The sequence below is a fragment of the Brotomerdimonas butyrica genome, assembly GCF_025567305.1.
Taxonomy (GTDB): domain Bacteria; phylum Bacillota; class Clostridia; order Peptostreptococcales; family Anaerovoracaceae; genus Lentihominibacter; species Lentihominibacter butyricus.
In genome coordinates this window covers 56,623-72,060 of record NZ_JAOQJP010000004.1, presented here as the reverse complement: position 1 = coordinate 72,060, position 15,438 = coordinate 56,623, and the positions used below count along the sequence as shown (strand labels likewise).

Genomic DNA, 15,438 nt, shown 5'->3' with positions numbered 1-15,438 from the left:
CCGCAGCGGCACAGTTATAAATCATCCGGTAAAATGATATGCCGGCGGTGACATTGATATTCGCGATGCATACGGAAAAACTGCAGAAAACAGGAATTTGAGACATATGTAATCTGTACAGGGAGGGGATGTTGTGTTAAAGTATGGGTATATGTATAAGATGATTTTTCCGAGTGATCAGGAAAGGAAAGGGCGCCACATGAAGAAGGCTATGAGAAAGAGAAGTCTGCTCGCAGTTTTGCTTGCGATGTGCATGGTTGTAATGCTCATGCCGGCAGCTGCATTTGCAGAAGATGAGAACGGGGTGTCAGGTATTAAAGATACTCCCGGTGGAGCTGGCATCAGAGTCGATACAACTGTCAGAGATAATTATACGGATTTAAGTATAACCGATGATATCGACATGATGGCAGGTGAAGGTTATATCATCGATTTCACTAAAGAAGATGATTTGTCATATGCCCTGAAGGCTCTGGCAGGTCGAAATGGAACCAGGTATTATAAATTCCAGAATTCGGACAATAAAGCACTTGTTGAAACGGAAAAACAGGAGGAAGCTTTATTGAAATTCGTCGTGGATAAAGATGAAAACAAGGCAGTGATGACTCTGGTGAATGATGCCAGTGCGGGAGCATCTTACCAGCTGGGTTTCAGTTACACTCAGTATACAGGTTCCATGCTGACATATACCGGAACAACCACGGATCCGGAAACAAAAGAGCAGGTAATCGGTGAAATAAGAGATGATTACTATACGAGATATAATTTTAAATGTAAGCTGAATCTGAATACCGCAGATATCGAAAGCGGCATCATAAAGACTATTCGTATCGACAATGCGAAGCTTTCCTTTAAAACAGGAGCTGCACCGGAGTTTACCGCGAACGTGACCGATGGATATGGAGATTTTTATACCCTTTTCTGTCAGGACTGGAGCGTAGGTCCGTGGGTGAGCAGCACGCAGATCGTGCATGCTTCAGATACACCTGACAGATATGCATTCAAATCCTTTGAAAAGGATAAGAAATATTATTATTCCGTTTTTGTAGAACTGACATCTGCGGCAGGTCAGAAGAACTGCAGATTTGATGAGAACACGAGGCTGATCCTGAATGGCAAAGAAGTTACGTATTCTTCAAAGGCCGCAGGCAGCGGATATGTATACTTCTACGACGTTGCGGCAATGGCTCCGACCGACGAAGCCGGTCCGCAGCCCGGTCAGGACGGCAGCGCTGCCGGCAAGACAGATCCTGAGGGAAATAAGAGCGATTCCGCTGCAAAGACAGGCGATGCTGCAGATCCGATGCTTTACGCAGGTATCCTGCTGCTGGCGGCAGCCGGTGCAGGCACAGCAGTACTTTACAGAAGAAAGGCGAAGAACTAGATCGCACACATTATCATGTTGTAACAGATGAATGATATCCTGCATACAGGAGCAGACAAGAAGGCAGATGACAAAACCGCTGCCTTCTTTTTTTGAGCGTAAAGAGCGCCTCCTCTGTATTTATGCAAAATCCGGCATAGACAAAACACTTTTTTGAAGTTTGGAAAAGATTATTGTAAACCATCAGTCATGAGAGTATAATATGACATGTTATATACATCAGTCAGAGAAAAAGGGTGAGAATGTCATATGTACACTAAAGATTTTATGGAATATCTGCAGAAAGAGCGAAAAATGTCGAAGAACACACTTGAAGCGTACAACCGCGACGTCCTGGAATTCATGGCATTCGAAGGCTCCAGAGGCATGACAGACATACTGAATACATCGAGCACAGAGATAGTTGCATTTTTGCACAATCTCAAGATATCAGGGAAATCCGCGGCGACGGTGAACAGGAAGCTGGCATCAGTGAGGGCGTTTTTCAATTATCTCATCGAAGCAGGGCTGATAAAAGTCAATCCGACGGCTAACATCAAGTCACCGAAGATCGAAAGAAAAAAACTCGACTATCTGGAGATAGAAGAGATAGACAGGCTTCTGGCTGTACCGGACGATTCGGTGAAGGGGATCAGAGACAGGGCGATACTCGAGGTCCTCTACGCGACCGGCATCAGAGTCAGCGAGCTGATAGAGGCGAACGTGGACGACATCAACCTCAGGATGGGCTTCATCACCTGCGACGGCGAACAGAGCCGCCCGAGGATCGTGCCGCTGGGAAGACCTTCGAGAGCCGCACTCGAGAACTACATATACGACAGCAGGACAAAACTCATAAAAGACAATACTGACGAACCTGCACTCTTTGTAAATTACAGCGGAAAGCGCATCACGAGACAGGGGCTGTGGAAGATCCTCAAGGAATACGGGGTCAAGGCAGGCATAGACAAGAAGCTGACTCCGAATATCATCAGGACTTCTTTCGCGGTGCATATGCTTCAGAACGGTGCAGATCTCAAATCGCTGCAGGAGCTGATGGGGCACGAAGACATCACGGCGACTCAGGTGTACCTGTCGGTAACAAAAAACAGGATCAAGGACGTATACGACAAGTCGCACCCGAGAGCGTAGCTGCATTACCGGCGGATGTGCGCAGCGGGATCCCGGCTCAATGGTCTTACAGCAGTGACGCTACGGCTGCACGGTATGGAGGTGTAAAGCTGCAGCTTTCCGGTATGCTGATGTTTTTCGGGAGTTTTCGGGATGTACGGGAAAAAGTGCTTGAACCGTGTACATGTTCTGTAGTATAATATCTTGGTATTACGGGCGGTCCTCTGGTCTTATGAACGGGTCATAGCCAAGAACGTCTAGGAATTAAGGAGGAAGAATCAATGAACGTATTAGATTCAGTTGTACAGGAATATATCAAATCTGATATCCCTGCTTTCGGAGTTGGTGACACGGTAAAGGTGCACGTTAAGATCAAGGAAGGAAACAGAGAAAGAATCCAGATATTCGAAGGCTTTGTTTTAAAGAGACAGAACGGCGGCATCGGCGAGACATTCACAGTAAGAAGGATCGCTTCAGGTGTAGGTGTTGAAAAGACATTCCCTATCCACTCACCGCTGGTTGAGAAGATCGAAGTTGTAAGAAAGGGTGCTGTAAGAAGAGCAAGACTTCACTACATGCGTGAAAGAACCGGTAAATCAGCTAAGATCAAGACAAAAGAAGAAAAATAAAAAAGAGGAGCCTTTAAGGCTCCTTTTCAATATAGAGACAAAATACTGAAATACAGAAGAAAAAATGAAGAAAGGCGGAATCAATGGAAAATATCAACTGGTACCCCGGGCATATGAAAAAAACGCGTGAGCTGATACAGGAAAACCTCAGGCTTGTCGATGCGGTAATCGAGGTGATAGACGCCAGGATACCTGTTTCGAGCAGGAATCCGATAATAGATGAGCTGGTGAAGAGCAAGCCGCGGATAATCGTGCTCAACAAGAGCGATCTGGCTGACGGCAGCATGAGCCGCAGCTGGGAGGAACACTTCAGAAAAGAAGGCAGCCGTGCGCTTTCCATGAACTGCATGAGCGGGACAGGCGTGAAGCAGCTGTTCGGGATACTGGAGAAAATGGCCGAAGAAAAAAACAGAGAGCGTAGCATGCAGAAGCCGTTCAGGCTGATGATAGTAGGAGTCCCGAATGTCGGCAAATCGTCGCTGATAAACAGGATGACGGGAAAAAAGAGCGCGCAGACGGGAGACAGGCCGGGAGTCACCAGAGGAAAACAGTGGCTGAAGCTGAAAAACGGCATGCAGCTGCTCGATACGCCGGGCATACTGTGGCCTAAGTTCGAAGACCCTAAAGCAGGTATGGATCTCGCCTTCTGCGGCTCGATAAAGGACGAGATACTCGATGTGCCGACGCTGGGGATGGAGCTGATCGGCGTGCTGGCGTCGCAGTATCCGGAGATGCTGATGGAGCGCTACAAGCTGGATGAGATCGCGGAAACTCCGCTGGAAAACATGGAGAACATGGCTGTGAAGAGAGGCTGCATACTGCCGGGCAAGCGCATCGACTACGAGCGCATAGGCAGACTGGTGCTCGACGAGTTCAGAAGCGCGAAGATAGGACGTATAACGCTGGAAAAGCCGCAGAATGCCGACACTTCTGATGGTGTTTCGGAAAGCGGCAGCTGATCGGCGTGCCGGGCAGAGAGCAGAGAAAGGCAGAGCTGATATGGGAATGACAAAAGCAGAAAGGCTGGAAAGGCAGAAAGCGCGTCTGGCCGAGATGAAAGAACGTGAAGCGGAGCTGCATGCTGCGGGATACCGCAATATCGCGGGAGTCGATGAAGTTGGACGCGGACCTCTTGCAGGCCCTGTAGTCGCAGCAGCCGTGGTGCTACCGGACGATTTCGATGCGCTCGGCGTCGATGATTCAAAGAAGCTTTCCGAAAAGAAGCGCGAGGAGCTTTACGATGTGATAATGGAGAAAGCCGTGGCCTACGGCATAGGCATGGCAGACCACGATGTGATAGATGAGATGAATATCCTGCAGGCGACGAAGCAGGCCATGAGGCAGGCGATCTCGGGGCTGGATGCGATGCTGGAAAGCCGCAGTGCGCGCAGCGGCGGAGATGCAGCTGGAATTGCAGGCGGGATCGACTATGTACTGTTCGATGCAGTTGAGATAGAGGATATCGATATACCCCAGGAGTCGGTGATAAAGGGCGATGCGAAGATACTCTGCATCGCAGCGGCGTCGATCGTCGCGAAGGTGACGAGAGACAGGATGATGGTCGGGTATGCGCAGGAGTTCCCGGGCTACGGATTCGAGAAGAACAAGGGCTACGGCACCAGACAGCATTACGAGGGTATCGACAGCCGGGGCATATGTCCGATACACAGGAAGACGTTTCTGAAAAAATATTTCGAATGACAGGCGCTGCGGAATGCGGTGAGCGTCGCCGGGCGCATCAAAAAAGCTTGCCCGCAGGGTCTTTTCATGGTAATATAAAACCGTTATACGACTGACGGTAATAGTGGAATCGACCACGTGAAGTATAATGAAAAAGTGAGCCGACCGTCTGGGCAGAGAGCCCGGGCAGTCTGGCTCTTTTCGCATTCAAATCAGGGATCACGCAGGGGTGCAGCATGATGCCGGCTTCCGGCTGACAGACAGATGAAACACCGCAAGGGTATGACCTGATGTCGGCGTGCGCCGACATCCCAATGAAACCCTCAAGAGGATAACCTGATGTCGGCATGCGTCGACAAACAGATGAAAGGAATGAAATTATGGAATTCAAAACCGACATTCAGATCGCACAGGAAACGGAAATGAGGAACATTCAGGAAATCGCCGCTTCTGCAGGCCTGGACAGCAGATACATAGAGCTGTACGGCAACTATAAGGCGAAGGTCGATTACAATTTACTGAATGACAAGAAGGATGAAAAAGACGGCAAGGTGATACTTGTGACGGCGATATCACCGACGCCTGCAGGCGAAGGCAAGACGACCACTACAGTAGGACTTGCCGACGCTCTCAGAAAGATAGACAAGAACGTGCTGGTGGCTCTCAGAGAGCCTTCGCTCGGACCGGTGTTCGGCGTAAAGGGCGGAGCAGCCGGCGGCGGATATGCTCAGGTGGTGCCGATGGAAGACATCAACCTGCACTTTACAGGAGACATGCACGCGATAGGCGCAGCCAACAATCTGCTGGCAGCGATGATCGACAATCACATACAGCAGGGCAACGAGCTCAGGATAGACCCGAGAAGGATCACATGGAAGAGATGCGTCGACATGAACGACAGACAGCTCAGATTCATAACAGACGGTCTCGGCGGCAAGGCAAACGGAACACCGAGAGAAGACGGATTCGATATCACCGTTGCGAGCGAGATCATGGCGATACTCTGCCTGTCTTCCGGGATAGATGACCTGAAGCAGAGGATATCAAATATAATAGTAGGCTACAGCTATGACGACGAGCCGGTAACTGCGGGACAGCTCAATGCACAGGGCGCGATGACAGCACTCCTGAAAGACGCGCTCAAGCCGAATCTCGTACAGACGCTCGAGCATACCCCTGCGTTCATACACGGCGGACCTTTTGCAAACATCGCACACGGATGCAATTCAGTGATGGCTACAAGAATGGCGATGAAGATGGCTGATTATGTAGTGACAGAGGCGGGCTTCGGAGCCGACCTCGGCGCTGAGAAATTCCTCGATATAAAGTGCAGGATGTCAGGAATCAGACCTTCAGCCGTAGTCGTTGTCGCTACTGTAAGAGCACTCAAGCATCACGGAGGTGCAGCGAAGGGCGAGCTGGGTACGGAAAACCTCGAAGCTCTGGAAAAAGGACTTCCTAATCTGCTCCAGCACGTTGAGAACATAACCGGAGTATACGGCCTCCCGGCAGTGGTAGCGATCAACAGATTCCCTACCGACACCGAGGCAGAGCTGAAGCTCGTCGAAGACAAGTGCAGAGAGCTCGGCGTGAACGTTGCGCTCAGCGAAGTATGGGGCAAGGGCGGTGAAGGCGGTATCGCACTTGCGGAAGAAGTCGTGAGACTCTGCGAGGCAGACAGCGATTTCAGATTTGCATACGATACAGAGCTTTCTATTGAAGAGAAAATAAGAGCGATAGCTCAGAAGATATATCACGCAGACGATATCAGCATCCTGCCGGCAGCGATGAAGCAACTCAGACAGCTGGAAGTTCTGGGCTTTGGAAAACTGCCGATATGCGTTGCCAAGACACAGTACAGCTTCTCGGACGATCAGACTCTGCTCGGCGCTCCGAAGGGCTTTACACTTACGGTAAGAAACCTCAAGGTTTCAGCAGGCGCAGGCTTTATAGTGGCGCTCACAGGAGATATTATGACGATGCCGGGACTGCCGAAGAGACCGGCGGCAGAGAAAATAGACGTTGACAGTACAGGAAAGATCTCGGGACTCTTCTGATCCCGGGACCGCAGGATAACAGGAGGTATCATGCTTTATACCGATAAGACATGCAGAGAATTCGTTGAAAATACGGCGGGAAAAACGCCGGTGCCCGGAGGCGGCAGTGTTTCTGCGCTTGTAGGAGCGCTGGGAGCGGCACTCGGGAGAATGGTGGGTTCGCTCACGCTTGGAAAGAAAAAATATGCTGACGTCCAGGCGGAAATGCTCGAGCTCGCGCGCGAGGCGGACAGTCTGCAGGCTGAGCTTCTGGAGCTCGTGCAGGCTGACATAGACATATTCAGGCCGCTGTCCGAGCTTTACGGTATGAAAGCGGAGACTGATATCGAAAAGGAAAATAAAGCGGCTCTTCTCGAAGAGGCTCTGGAGAATGCGTGCAGTGTTCCGATCAGCATAATGGAAAAATGCGGCAGGGCTATAGAGCTTTCGAAGGAATTCGCTGCCAAAGGCTCCAGGCTGGCGGTGAGCGATGCGGGAGCCAGCGCGATAATCTGCAAGTCGGCGCTTCAGGCGGCAAGCCTAAACGTGTACATAAACACGGGATCGATGACGAACAGAAAGCGCGCTGACGAGCTGAACACCATATGCGCTATGCATCTGATGAATTACGCAACGATGGCAGATGAAGTTTTTGAGATGGTCGCTGACAGGCTGCGGGGGTAATATATGACTGAAATACTCAGGGGGAAAGATGTCGCTGACAGACTTACTGAAAAAAATGTGATAAAGGCAGATGAGCTCAGGAAGGGCGGTATGTGTCCGACTCTGGCGATAGTGAGACTCGGTGAGAATCCGGGAGACCTGTCGTACGAGAGGGGTGCGATGAAGCGCGCCGCGCAGACGGGCGTGGATGTGAAACAGTTCATTTATGATGAAGCGATCACGCAGGACGAACTGCTGGCTGAGCTGGATAAGATAAATCGAGATGACAGCATACACGGCGTGCTGATATTCAGACCGATGCCCGGACATATCGATGAAAAGGCAGTGTGTGCCGCGCTCGCGCCGGAAAAAGACGTGGACGGCATAACTGCAGGGTCGATGGCCGGAGTGTTCATGGACAGTGACGCGGGATTTCCGCCGTGCACTGCACAGGCATGCATGGAAATGCTGGATCATTACGGATATGATCCGGCAGGAAAGCGCGTGGCGGTCATAGGCAGGAGTCTCGTGATAGGCAAGCCTGTCGCTATGATGATGCTGCGAAGGAATGCCACGGTAACGATCTGTCACAGCAGGACGGGAAGCGATGTCATGAGTTCAGTCGGGCACGATGCCGATATTATCGTTGCAGCTGTGGGTAAAGCGAAGATGGTCGGACCGGATATCACCGGAGACGGCAAGATAATAATAGATGTGGGTATTAATATAGACGATGAAGGCAAGCTGTGCGGAGATGTGGATTTCGATGCGGTATCGGAAAACGCATCAGCGATAACGCCTGTTCCGGGAGGAGTGGGCAGCGTTACGACCGCGGTGCTGATGAAGCACGTTATCGAGGCGGCAGAGAAGGCATACAAGGCATAAAACGCAATAGATGCGAAATAAGCCGGCACATATTTACAGGATGATGCAGAGCACTTGTTTATCATGATCTGATAAAACAGGTGCTTTTTTATTATGTAGGAAATATCGATTTCGATATTTCCGGAATATCAACAAAAGTTTCATATGAAAATATGTGGCGAAGCTACTTTTGTTCTTTTTTGCGGTGTTTTGATGCAAAACGCAGGATATCGGGTAGTCTGATGGCTGCCGCAAAGACAGAACAGTTGCTTATTTTTATATTTTTTTTTGACAAAAAAGGAATAATTGAAATTGAGCAAAAGTCTTTCAAGTGATAACATGCAGTTATCAGAAAAATAAGAATAAAAGGAGAAAATGACATGAGTCAATCACAAACTCAGGGCGAACTGAAAAGAACGCTTAATCTGCCGCTGCTCGTAGGCTTCGGTCTTGCGTATCTGGCGCCTACTGTAGTATTCAATTATTACGGGATATGGACTGCGGAATCAGGGACCGCGGGACATTATCCACTGGCACTGCTGATAACAACGGTACTGATGACTATCACAGCATACAGCTACACGAGGATGGTAAAGGAATTCCCTGTAGCAGGATCTGCATATGTTTATGTGCATAAATCTGTACAGCCGCATATAGGCTTTATTACCGGATGGATAATGCTGCTGGATTACCTTCTGCTGCCGATGTCGGGCTTTCTGCTCATAGGAATTTATGTGAATCTATATTTTCCGGTAGTACCTACATGGCTGGCAATGCTGATTGTAGCAGCGATAGCAGCTTTCCTTAACATAGTAGGGGCAAAGCTCGCATCGATCGTCGATACGATAATCATTGTTGCGCAGATCGCATTCACGGTACTGACGATCGTTCTCTGTATCATATATGTATGTAAAGGCGGAGGCGCGGGGTCGATCTTATCTGCCAGAGCGATATACGATCCGGACACCTTCAACATCTCTGCAGTTATAAATGCTTCAGCAGTGTTGTGTCTGTCTTTTGTAGGTTTTGATGCAGTCACTACGATGGCAGAGGAAACAAAGAATCCGGAGAAAATCATGACACCGGCTATCATGCTGACTTGTGTCGGCGCAGGCGTATTGTTCTTTATCACATCATACTGCATGAATATAGCCTGGCCGGAAGGTGTGCAGCTGATACAGGATCCGGATACAGGCGTGTACGAATTCTATGATGGCATCGGAAGCGGCTGGGCCGGAGATATTTTCTTTGTAGTAGATAATTGTGCCTCGTTTATCTGTTCGTTAGCTGCCGTAGGAGCTGCGTCGAGAATACTTCTTGGTATGGGTCGTGACAATGCGCTGCCGAAGAAATTTTTCGGTTCGGTTTCACCGAAATTCAATACGCCGGTAAAGAATATCATACTGATAACGCTGATATCATGTATGGGGATTTTCTTTGCTGACAATTTAATGGCTGCAATGGAGCTGGTATCATTTGGTGTTATAATAGGTTTTATCATGGTGAATTTCTCAGTATTCGTATTGTTCTTTGTAAAGAAACGCCAGCGTAAAGGCCTGAAGAACATCGTAATGTATCTGATTTTACCATGGGCCGGCGTAGCCGTACTTGTCGTTGCATTCATATTTGTCGGGACAAGTGCGAAGATCCTGGGATGTATCTGGACAGCGCTGGGGATTATTTATCTGGCAGTCAAGACAAAGGGATTCAAAGAGTTGCCGCCGGAAATGGAAATATAGTCATATTTTGCAGTAATATACAGGTAAACAGGATATCAGAAGCATGTATGAGAGTAAGAATGAAACGATCAGGTGGATCGAAGGAACAGCGCTGGGCGTAACGATGCGGAACATAAATTTTATTATGCCGCATGCTCATGAAAAAATGATCGAGATAACGATGTGCCTGGAAGGGTGCGTTACATTTTCCTACTGCTTTGAAGAATTTCAGCTGAGAGCTGGTGAATTCATTCTGGTAGACAGAGATACTCATTATCTCTACAGTGAAAACGGAGCTTTATGTGCATCTTTTTACATAGACCTGGAACAGGACAGAGGGATATACAGAGAGTTTATCGATCAGATGTTCGTATGTGAAGGCACCGCTGACAGTGAGGTCCCGTATAACACTGCAGATCACAAGAAACTGCGGGGCATACTGCTGGCGATACTGGAGTATTTACTGAAATACGACAGAGAGGAGCGGAGATTCATTGAAGACATATGGAAAGCGACAGACAAGCTGATGGATCTTATCTATTACAGATTCGATATATGTCAGTGGAGCAGCAGGGATAATGATATGACGGAAAAAACGCTTCTGCGTTTGAAGAAAATCGTCGAATATATGCTGCAGCATTGCAGTGAAACCGTAACGCTCAGACAGGTAGCAGATCTTGCAGGCGTTACAGAAGGATATATGAGCAGTATGCTCTCCAGATATGCGATAGGTTTCAATAATATTTTGACATATATAAGATCATGGAAAGCAGAGAGGATGCTTCTGACTACGGATATGAGCATTGCAGAGATTTCAGCTGAATGTCATTTTTCATCACCTAAATACATGTATGCTGCCTTTGAATTCTGGTATAAATGCAAACCTAATGAATTCAGGCGGAAATATCGAAATGAGATGAAAAAGGATAATGTTGAGACGTTAGTTGAGATCAGGGATGCACAGTCTCAGATCGACGGACTGGTAAAAAAGCAGCTGATTTCGATGTATATAGAAAGGGAAGAACTATATGACTGATATAAAGATAAAGGAAATACCTGAGCATATTGCTTATACTGCTGAATTTGATATCGATGATTACTATGACTTTTTTGATTTTGAAACTGATAGTAATTCGCTGGTTGATTTAGAAGAACTGATGCATAGGGAAAATCCCGACGTGAATGTGCCTGAGATGCCGAACGATTATAATTATTTTACACATCCGCAGGGTGTTGTTCCGAAAGGAAGGATGCATATCCACTATTATGATATGGTGGATCGTGCAGGTATAGATAATGCCGATGGAAAATATCGATTCGTCGTCGTGCCGAAAATCAGGGCAGCGTGCATGATGCACAGGGGATCATTCCGAACTATTGATAAGACGATCAGAAGTGCGTTTTCAGAAATCGGAAAAGCAGGATTTACTGTCTGTGGAGACAGCAGGATAAGCGCGATACATGGACCATGGGATCGTGAAAACTTGTCGGACCATCTTGCAGAAATACAGATACCGATCGAATAGAGTTTTAGGAGGAGACGAATGTCTGTAGAAAAAATAATATTAAATGGAAAAATATATACAGAAGACCCGCGAAAACCGTGGGTGGAAGCTGTGGCGATACAGGGAAAGAAAATCGTATATACAGGGAGCAATGAAGGAGCAAGGCAGCTTGCTTCGGAGAACACAGAGGTGATAGATCTCGGCGGCAGGACTGTCATACCGGGGCTGATCGACGGGCATACTCATCCGACGACAGTGGCGAAAACCTTCTGGAGAGTGAGGATCCCGCTTACTCATGACAAGGACGAGCTGTTCGATAATATAAGGAAGGCTCTGAAAAAATATCCTAAAGAGGAACGGCCTTATTTCTTCTGTGAAAACTATTTTGCTGAAGTTTTCGGACCGAACGGGCCTGATAAAAAAGAACTGGATGCGCTTGTAAGCGACAGACCGGCAAGGATCCAGGACTTCACCGATCATGCCTGCTGGTATAATTCCATGGCGCTTGAAATGCTCACGGGAGAGGACGGCAAGCCGTTTTCGGCAAGCCCTGTAGGCGGCGCGGAATTCAAAAAAGATGAAAACGGTGAGTATACGGGCTGGTGCCATGAAGCGGGGGCTGATGGAGATTATGGTATATATGAAAAACTGGGATGGAAACCGCCGGAAGTCGTCGATGAAGAGATGATAAAACCGCTGCTGGACTTTTTCAGGCATTACGGGATCATGTGCATGATGGATGGATTCACAGAGGGCGATGAGAACATGAAGTTTTTCTATGAACTTGACAAGGCCGGCAGGCTGGGAATGTTCTATGAGGCGACGTCTATTTTAGGTCAGCCTGAGGATCTGGAGGCCTCTATCGCAAGGGTAAGAGAGTGGCAGGAAAAATATACGAGTGAGCATGTACACTGCAATACGATCAAGTTTTTCATAGACGGTACCAATGAAATGGGAGACTGTCTCAGCACACAGCCTTTTGCAAATGATCCGACCGGAACGAACTACGGCAGTGCTTTTGCAGAAGAGGAAGAGGTACGTGATATACTCGTTCGCCTGAACGAAGAAAGGATAGACCTGCATGTGCACACGATATGCGACGGCGCATTCAGGCGCATGTGCAATGCTGTTGAAGCGGCGCAGAAGATATGCGGGGATGACTGGAGCATCAAGGTGACTCTGGCGCACTGCGAGATCATTCATCCGGATGACGTGCACAGGGTGCATGAGCTCGGGATATACATAGACTGGTCGACTCACTGGTCAGGAGGATACTTTGGAGAGGAAGCGCAGAATTATCTGGGACGTGAGCGATGGGATACGATGTATGATTTTACGAAAATCATCAATGCAGGTGAGCATGTCGGATTTTCCAGCGATGTATTCAGCTATCAGGAGGCGATGAGAGCTGATCCTTATTTCGGAATGCAGGTGGCGATGACTCGAGTAGACCCGCTTGTCCCGCTGGATCCTGACCGGTATCCGGGAAGCGTTCGTCCGCCGGCAAGCGCGAAGCTGGACCTGAAGCAGCTTATACACGGCTACACCATGACTAATGCGATAAGGATGCGCCTGGATCATTTGATCGGCTCGATAGAGGAAGGCAAGCTGGCTAATATGGTCGTTCTGGAGAATGACATATTCGAGATGCCGGCAGAGAAGATCTCTGAAACGGAAGTGGCATTCACGATCTTCGAAGGACAGGTCAGAGACATAAAGAGTAATCTTTCGGTACAGCGTTGAAAGAAGGGTTGATATGGGCTTTATGAAAATATCGAATATGATCTGCGGCATTTCAGGAGCTGCAGTCATTCTGTTCGGACTGGCGGTAAAGGCGGGTCTGGTTTCCGGTGTACCGGCTTCAAAGGGTGCAGTTCCGATCATACTGGGAGTGGTGATCGTATTATGGGCGTTTCTGATGAGACGCAGGTATCAGAATAAATATCGATGAGAAACGTGGCGCAGACTGCATGGATCGGTCTGCGCCATGTCTTTTGTACAGGGCACTAAGGGCTTTTTGTCACTTTACTTTTACTGTCATTCAATGTATATTAAAAGGTAGCAGATTTTCAGGAAGAAGGTATTCGAACGAAGATGAAAATATTGTATTTTGACTGCAGCAACGGTATCAGCGGGGATATGCTGCTAAAAGCTGCTGCTGATCTGAGCGGACGCTCGGATGAGATATACGAAAAAATAAATGAAGCCGCAGAGCACGGCATATGTGAGGAATCGCATCATGAACACGGAGGCTGCAGCTGCGGTCACGAAAGCCACGGAGCTGACGGGCATGGTCATCATGATCACGGGCATCACGGACACGGCAGGAGCTATGACGAAGTGAAGAGGATCATAGCGGGAAGCCGTTTCCCGGAAGCTGCAAAGGCTGCAGCTGCGGCTGTCTATGCGAATATAGCAAGGGCCGAGGCAAAGGTGCACGGTGCTGCGCCGGAAACGGTGCATTTTCATGAGGTCGGCAGAGATGAGGCTGTCATCAATGCTCTGGCTACAGGTATGGCAGTATCGTACATAGATGCGGACGAAATACGCACATCGGCGATATACGATGGAAAGGGTACTGTTGTGTGCAGTCACGGAGAAATCAGCGTGCCGGTGCCGGCAGTGATGGCTCTGAGGGAAAACTGCAGCTATGATTTCCGTACAGCGGATGTGAATACCGAGATGGTCACGCCGTCGGGGCTTGCGGGTCTTATGGGCATCGGAGCAGAGCCGGTGGAACCGGGACAGGATCTGCTCGCAGAAGCGAAAACGATAAAGGAGACAGAGGCAAAGGGCGGCAGAGATACAGGCCGTCCGGGGCTTAAAGCATATATTCTGGAAAAATAGGAGGATTTCTAAGATGGAACAGGCTAAGCCGGTGAGAAACCCGGAATTGAAAAAAGCTATACAGAACGCGAAGAAGGATCCGGGGATGGAAAACTCGGTAAGGCTTCTGAATGAGGTGGTCAGAGCAAAGCTGCTGATACCGGTCTCGATGGACAAGGATCCCGAGTATGACAAGGCTCTTGAAGAAGTCGTGCTCGAGAAGGATACGAGGATCAGCTTCGAGCTTATAAAGGCTACGAACGGTGATCTCTACTACCCTGTGTTCACTGACGGAGAGGAAATGCTGAGATGTGATATCGAAAAGGATCAGCACAGCATGATCGTGAACTTTGATGATCTCGCGGCGATACTGCTGATGCCGCAGAGCGGGATAGCGGGATTTACGATAAACCCGATGAGCGACAATGTGTGCTTTACAACTGAAATGGTAGCTTCGATGAAACGTGATATGGAGAACGAGAGCGAGGCTGAGTAGTGAAAAACTTTATAATAGTCATATGGCTTGTATTTGCAGCGTTCTTCCTGTTCCCGACAGCGGTCACGTACATATCGGGGCATCCCGGTAGTGAAGTCACGGCGATAATCGAGAAGGAGTCCGAAGCTGACGATATACAGATCACTGCAGCGGAGGAGCACGGTATACGATCGATGTATGCATTCAGAGCAGGCGATGATTTCGGAGTTGCAGTATTTTCACATTTTGCGGATAATTATAATTACGAAGAAGGACTGATGTCGAACGGAGAGGAGCATATCGATGTGAATCTCGATACAGGCTGGGATCTGTATCAGTACCGGGTCACCGCAGATGGAGCGGAGCAGGTGGGATACGAGAGATTCGGCGGCATATACAGGATATACGCAGTTATCGCTGCAGTGATGCTGGCGTTCAGCATAGCAGCAGGCATATACGGTGCGGTGATGAAGAAGCGCCGCGAAGAACAGAGAAGAAAAGGCCTCAGGCAGTAAGTTCATGATACCGGGGCAGTAAAGGAGATACGG

Annotated in this window: 16 protein-coding genes and 1 riboswitch; all 16 genes read left to right on the top strand. The window is 48.7% G+C overall.

Annotated features, from left to right (window positions below; translation table 11 throughout):
- The first annotated feature begins 199 nt into the window (after window positions 1-199).
- The 16 genes from OCV59_RS04040 (at window position 200) to OCV59_RS03965 (ending at window position 15,405) form a co-directional block, all read left to right on the top strand.
- Complete coding sequence (locus OCV59_RS04040) at window positions 200-1,384, top strand: hypothetical protein (RefSeq protein ID WP_147593231.1); 1,185 nt, start codon at window positions 200-202, stop codon at window positions 1,382-1,384.
- Between the two features lie 249 nt (window positions 1,385-1,633).
- Window positions 1,634-2,515, top strand: a complete 882-nt coding sequence (locus OCV59_RS04035; RefSeq protein WP_147593230.1) for a site-specific tyrosine recombinase — start codon at window positions 1,634-1,636, stop codon at window positions 2,513-2,515.
- Between the two features lie 260 nt (window positions 2,516-2,775).
- Window positions 2,776-3,123, top strand: coding sequence for a 50S ribosomal protein L19 (gene rplS, locus OCV59_RS04030; protein ID WP_147593229.1), 348 nt, complete (start codon window positions 2,776-2,778; stop codon window positions 3,121-3,123).
- 83 nt (window positions 3,124-3,206) lie between these two features.
- Complete coding sequence (gene ylqF / locus OCV59_RS04025; protein ID WP_147593228.1) at window positions 3,207-4,082, top strand: ribosome biogenesis GTPase YlqF; 876 nt, start codon at window positions 3,207-3,209, stop codon at window positions 4,080-4,082.
- Between the two features lie 40 nt (window positions 4,083-4,122).
- The gene (locus OCV59_RS04020) at window positions 4,123-4,824 is read left to right on the top strand and encodes a ribonuclease HII (protein ID WP_262584101.1); all 702 of its coding nucleotides are present in this window, start codon (window positions 4,123-4,125) and stop codon (window positions 4,822-4,824) included.
- A 77-nt stretch (window positions 4,825-4,901) separates the two neighbouring features.
- Window positions 4,902-4,985: riboswitch (ZMP/ZTP riboswitch) on the top strand.
- A gap of 198 nt (window positions 4,986-5,183) precedes the next feature.
- Window positions 5,184-6,860, top strand: coding sequence for a formate--tetrahydrofolate ligase (locus OCV59_RS04015; protein ID WP_147593226.1), 1,677 nt, complete (start codon window positions 5,184-5,186; stop codon window positions 6,858-6,860).
- Window positions 6,861-6,890: 30 nt separating this feature from the next.
- Window positions 6,891-7,523 carry a cyclodeaminase/cyclohydrolase family protein gene (locus OCV59_RS04010; RefSeq protein ID WP_147593225.1) on the top strand — a complete coding sequence of 211 codons (633 nt, stop codon included), beginning with the start codon at window positions 6,891-6,893 and terminating at the stop codon, window positions 7,521-7,523.
- Window positions 7,524-7,526: 3 nt separating this feature from the next.
- Entirely contained in the window at window positions 7,527-8,387 is an 861-nt protein-coding gene (locus OCV59_RS04005) for a bifunctional 5,10-methylenetetrahydrofolate dehydrogenase/5,10-methenyltetrahydrofolate cyclohydrolase (RefSeq protein WP_147593224.1), read from the top strand.
- A 359-nt stretch (window positions 8,388-8,746) separates the two neighbouring features.
- Complete coding sequence (locus OCV59_RS04000; protein WP_147593223.1) at window positions 8,747-10,105, top strand: APC family permease; 1,359 nt, start codon at window positions 8,747-8,749, stop codon at window positions 10,103-10,105.
- A 43-nt stretch (window positions 10,106-10,148) separates the two neighbouring features.
- Window positions 10,149-11,120, top strand: a complete 972-nt coding sequence (locus tag OCV59_RS03995; protein ID WP_147593222.1) for an AraC family transcriptional regulator — start codon at window positions 10,149-10,151, stop codon at window positions 11,118-11,120.
- The gene (locus tag OCV59_RS03990) at window positions 11,113-11,610 is read left to right on the top strand and encodes a hypothetical protein (protein ID WP_147593221.1); all 498 of its coding nucleotides are present in this window, start codon (window positions 11,113-11,115) and stop codon (window positions 11,608-11,610) included. The genes OCV59_RS03995 and OCV59_RS03990 overlap by 8 nt, the downstream gene beginning before the upstream one ends.
- Window positions 11,611-11,628: 18 nt before the next feature.
- Entirely contained in the window at window positions 11,629-13,332 is a 1,704-nt protein-coding gene (locus OCV59_RS03985; RefSeq protein WP_147593220.1) for an amidohydrolase, read from the top strand.
- A gap of 13 nt (window positions 13,333-13,345) precedes the next feature.
- Window positions 13,346-13,540: a hypothetical protein gene (locus OCV59_RS03980; protein WP_147593219.1), complete on the top strand. Its 195-nt coding sequence runs from the start codon at window positions 13,346-13,348 to the stop codon at window positions 13,538-13,540.
- Window positions 13,541-13,683: 143 nt separating this feature from the next.
- A complete protein-coding gene (gene larC / locus OCV59_RS03975; RefSeq protein WP_147593218.1) occupies window positions 13,684-14,436 on the top strand; it encodes a nickel insertion protein in 753 nt (250 codons plus the stop codon).
- A 13-nt stretch (window positions 14,437-14,449) separates the two neighbouring features.
- The gene (locus tag OCV59_RS03970; protein WP_147593217.1) at window positions 14,450-14,911 is read left to right on the top strand and encodes an SseB family protein; all 462 of its coding nucleotides are present in this window, start codon (window positions 14,450-14,452) and stop codon (window positions 14,909-14,911) included.
- The gene (locus OCV59_RS03965; RefSeq protein ID WP_147593216.1) at window positions 14,911-15,405 is read left to right on the top strand and encodes a hypothetical protein; all 495 of its coding nucleotides are present in this window, start codon (window positions 14,911-14,913) and stop codon (window positions 15,403-15,405) included. Before OCV59_RS03970 ends, OCV59_RS03965 begins: the two co-directional genes overlap by 1 nt.
- Window positions 15,406-15,438 lie beyond the last annotated feature (33 nt).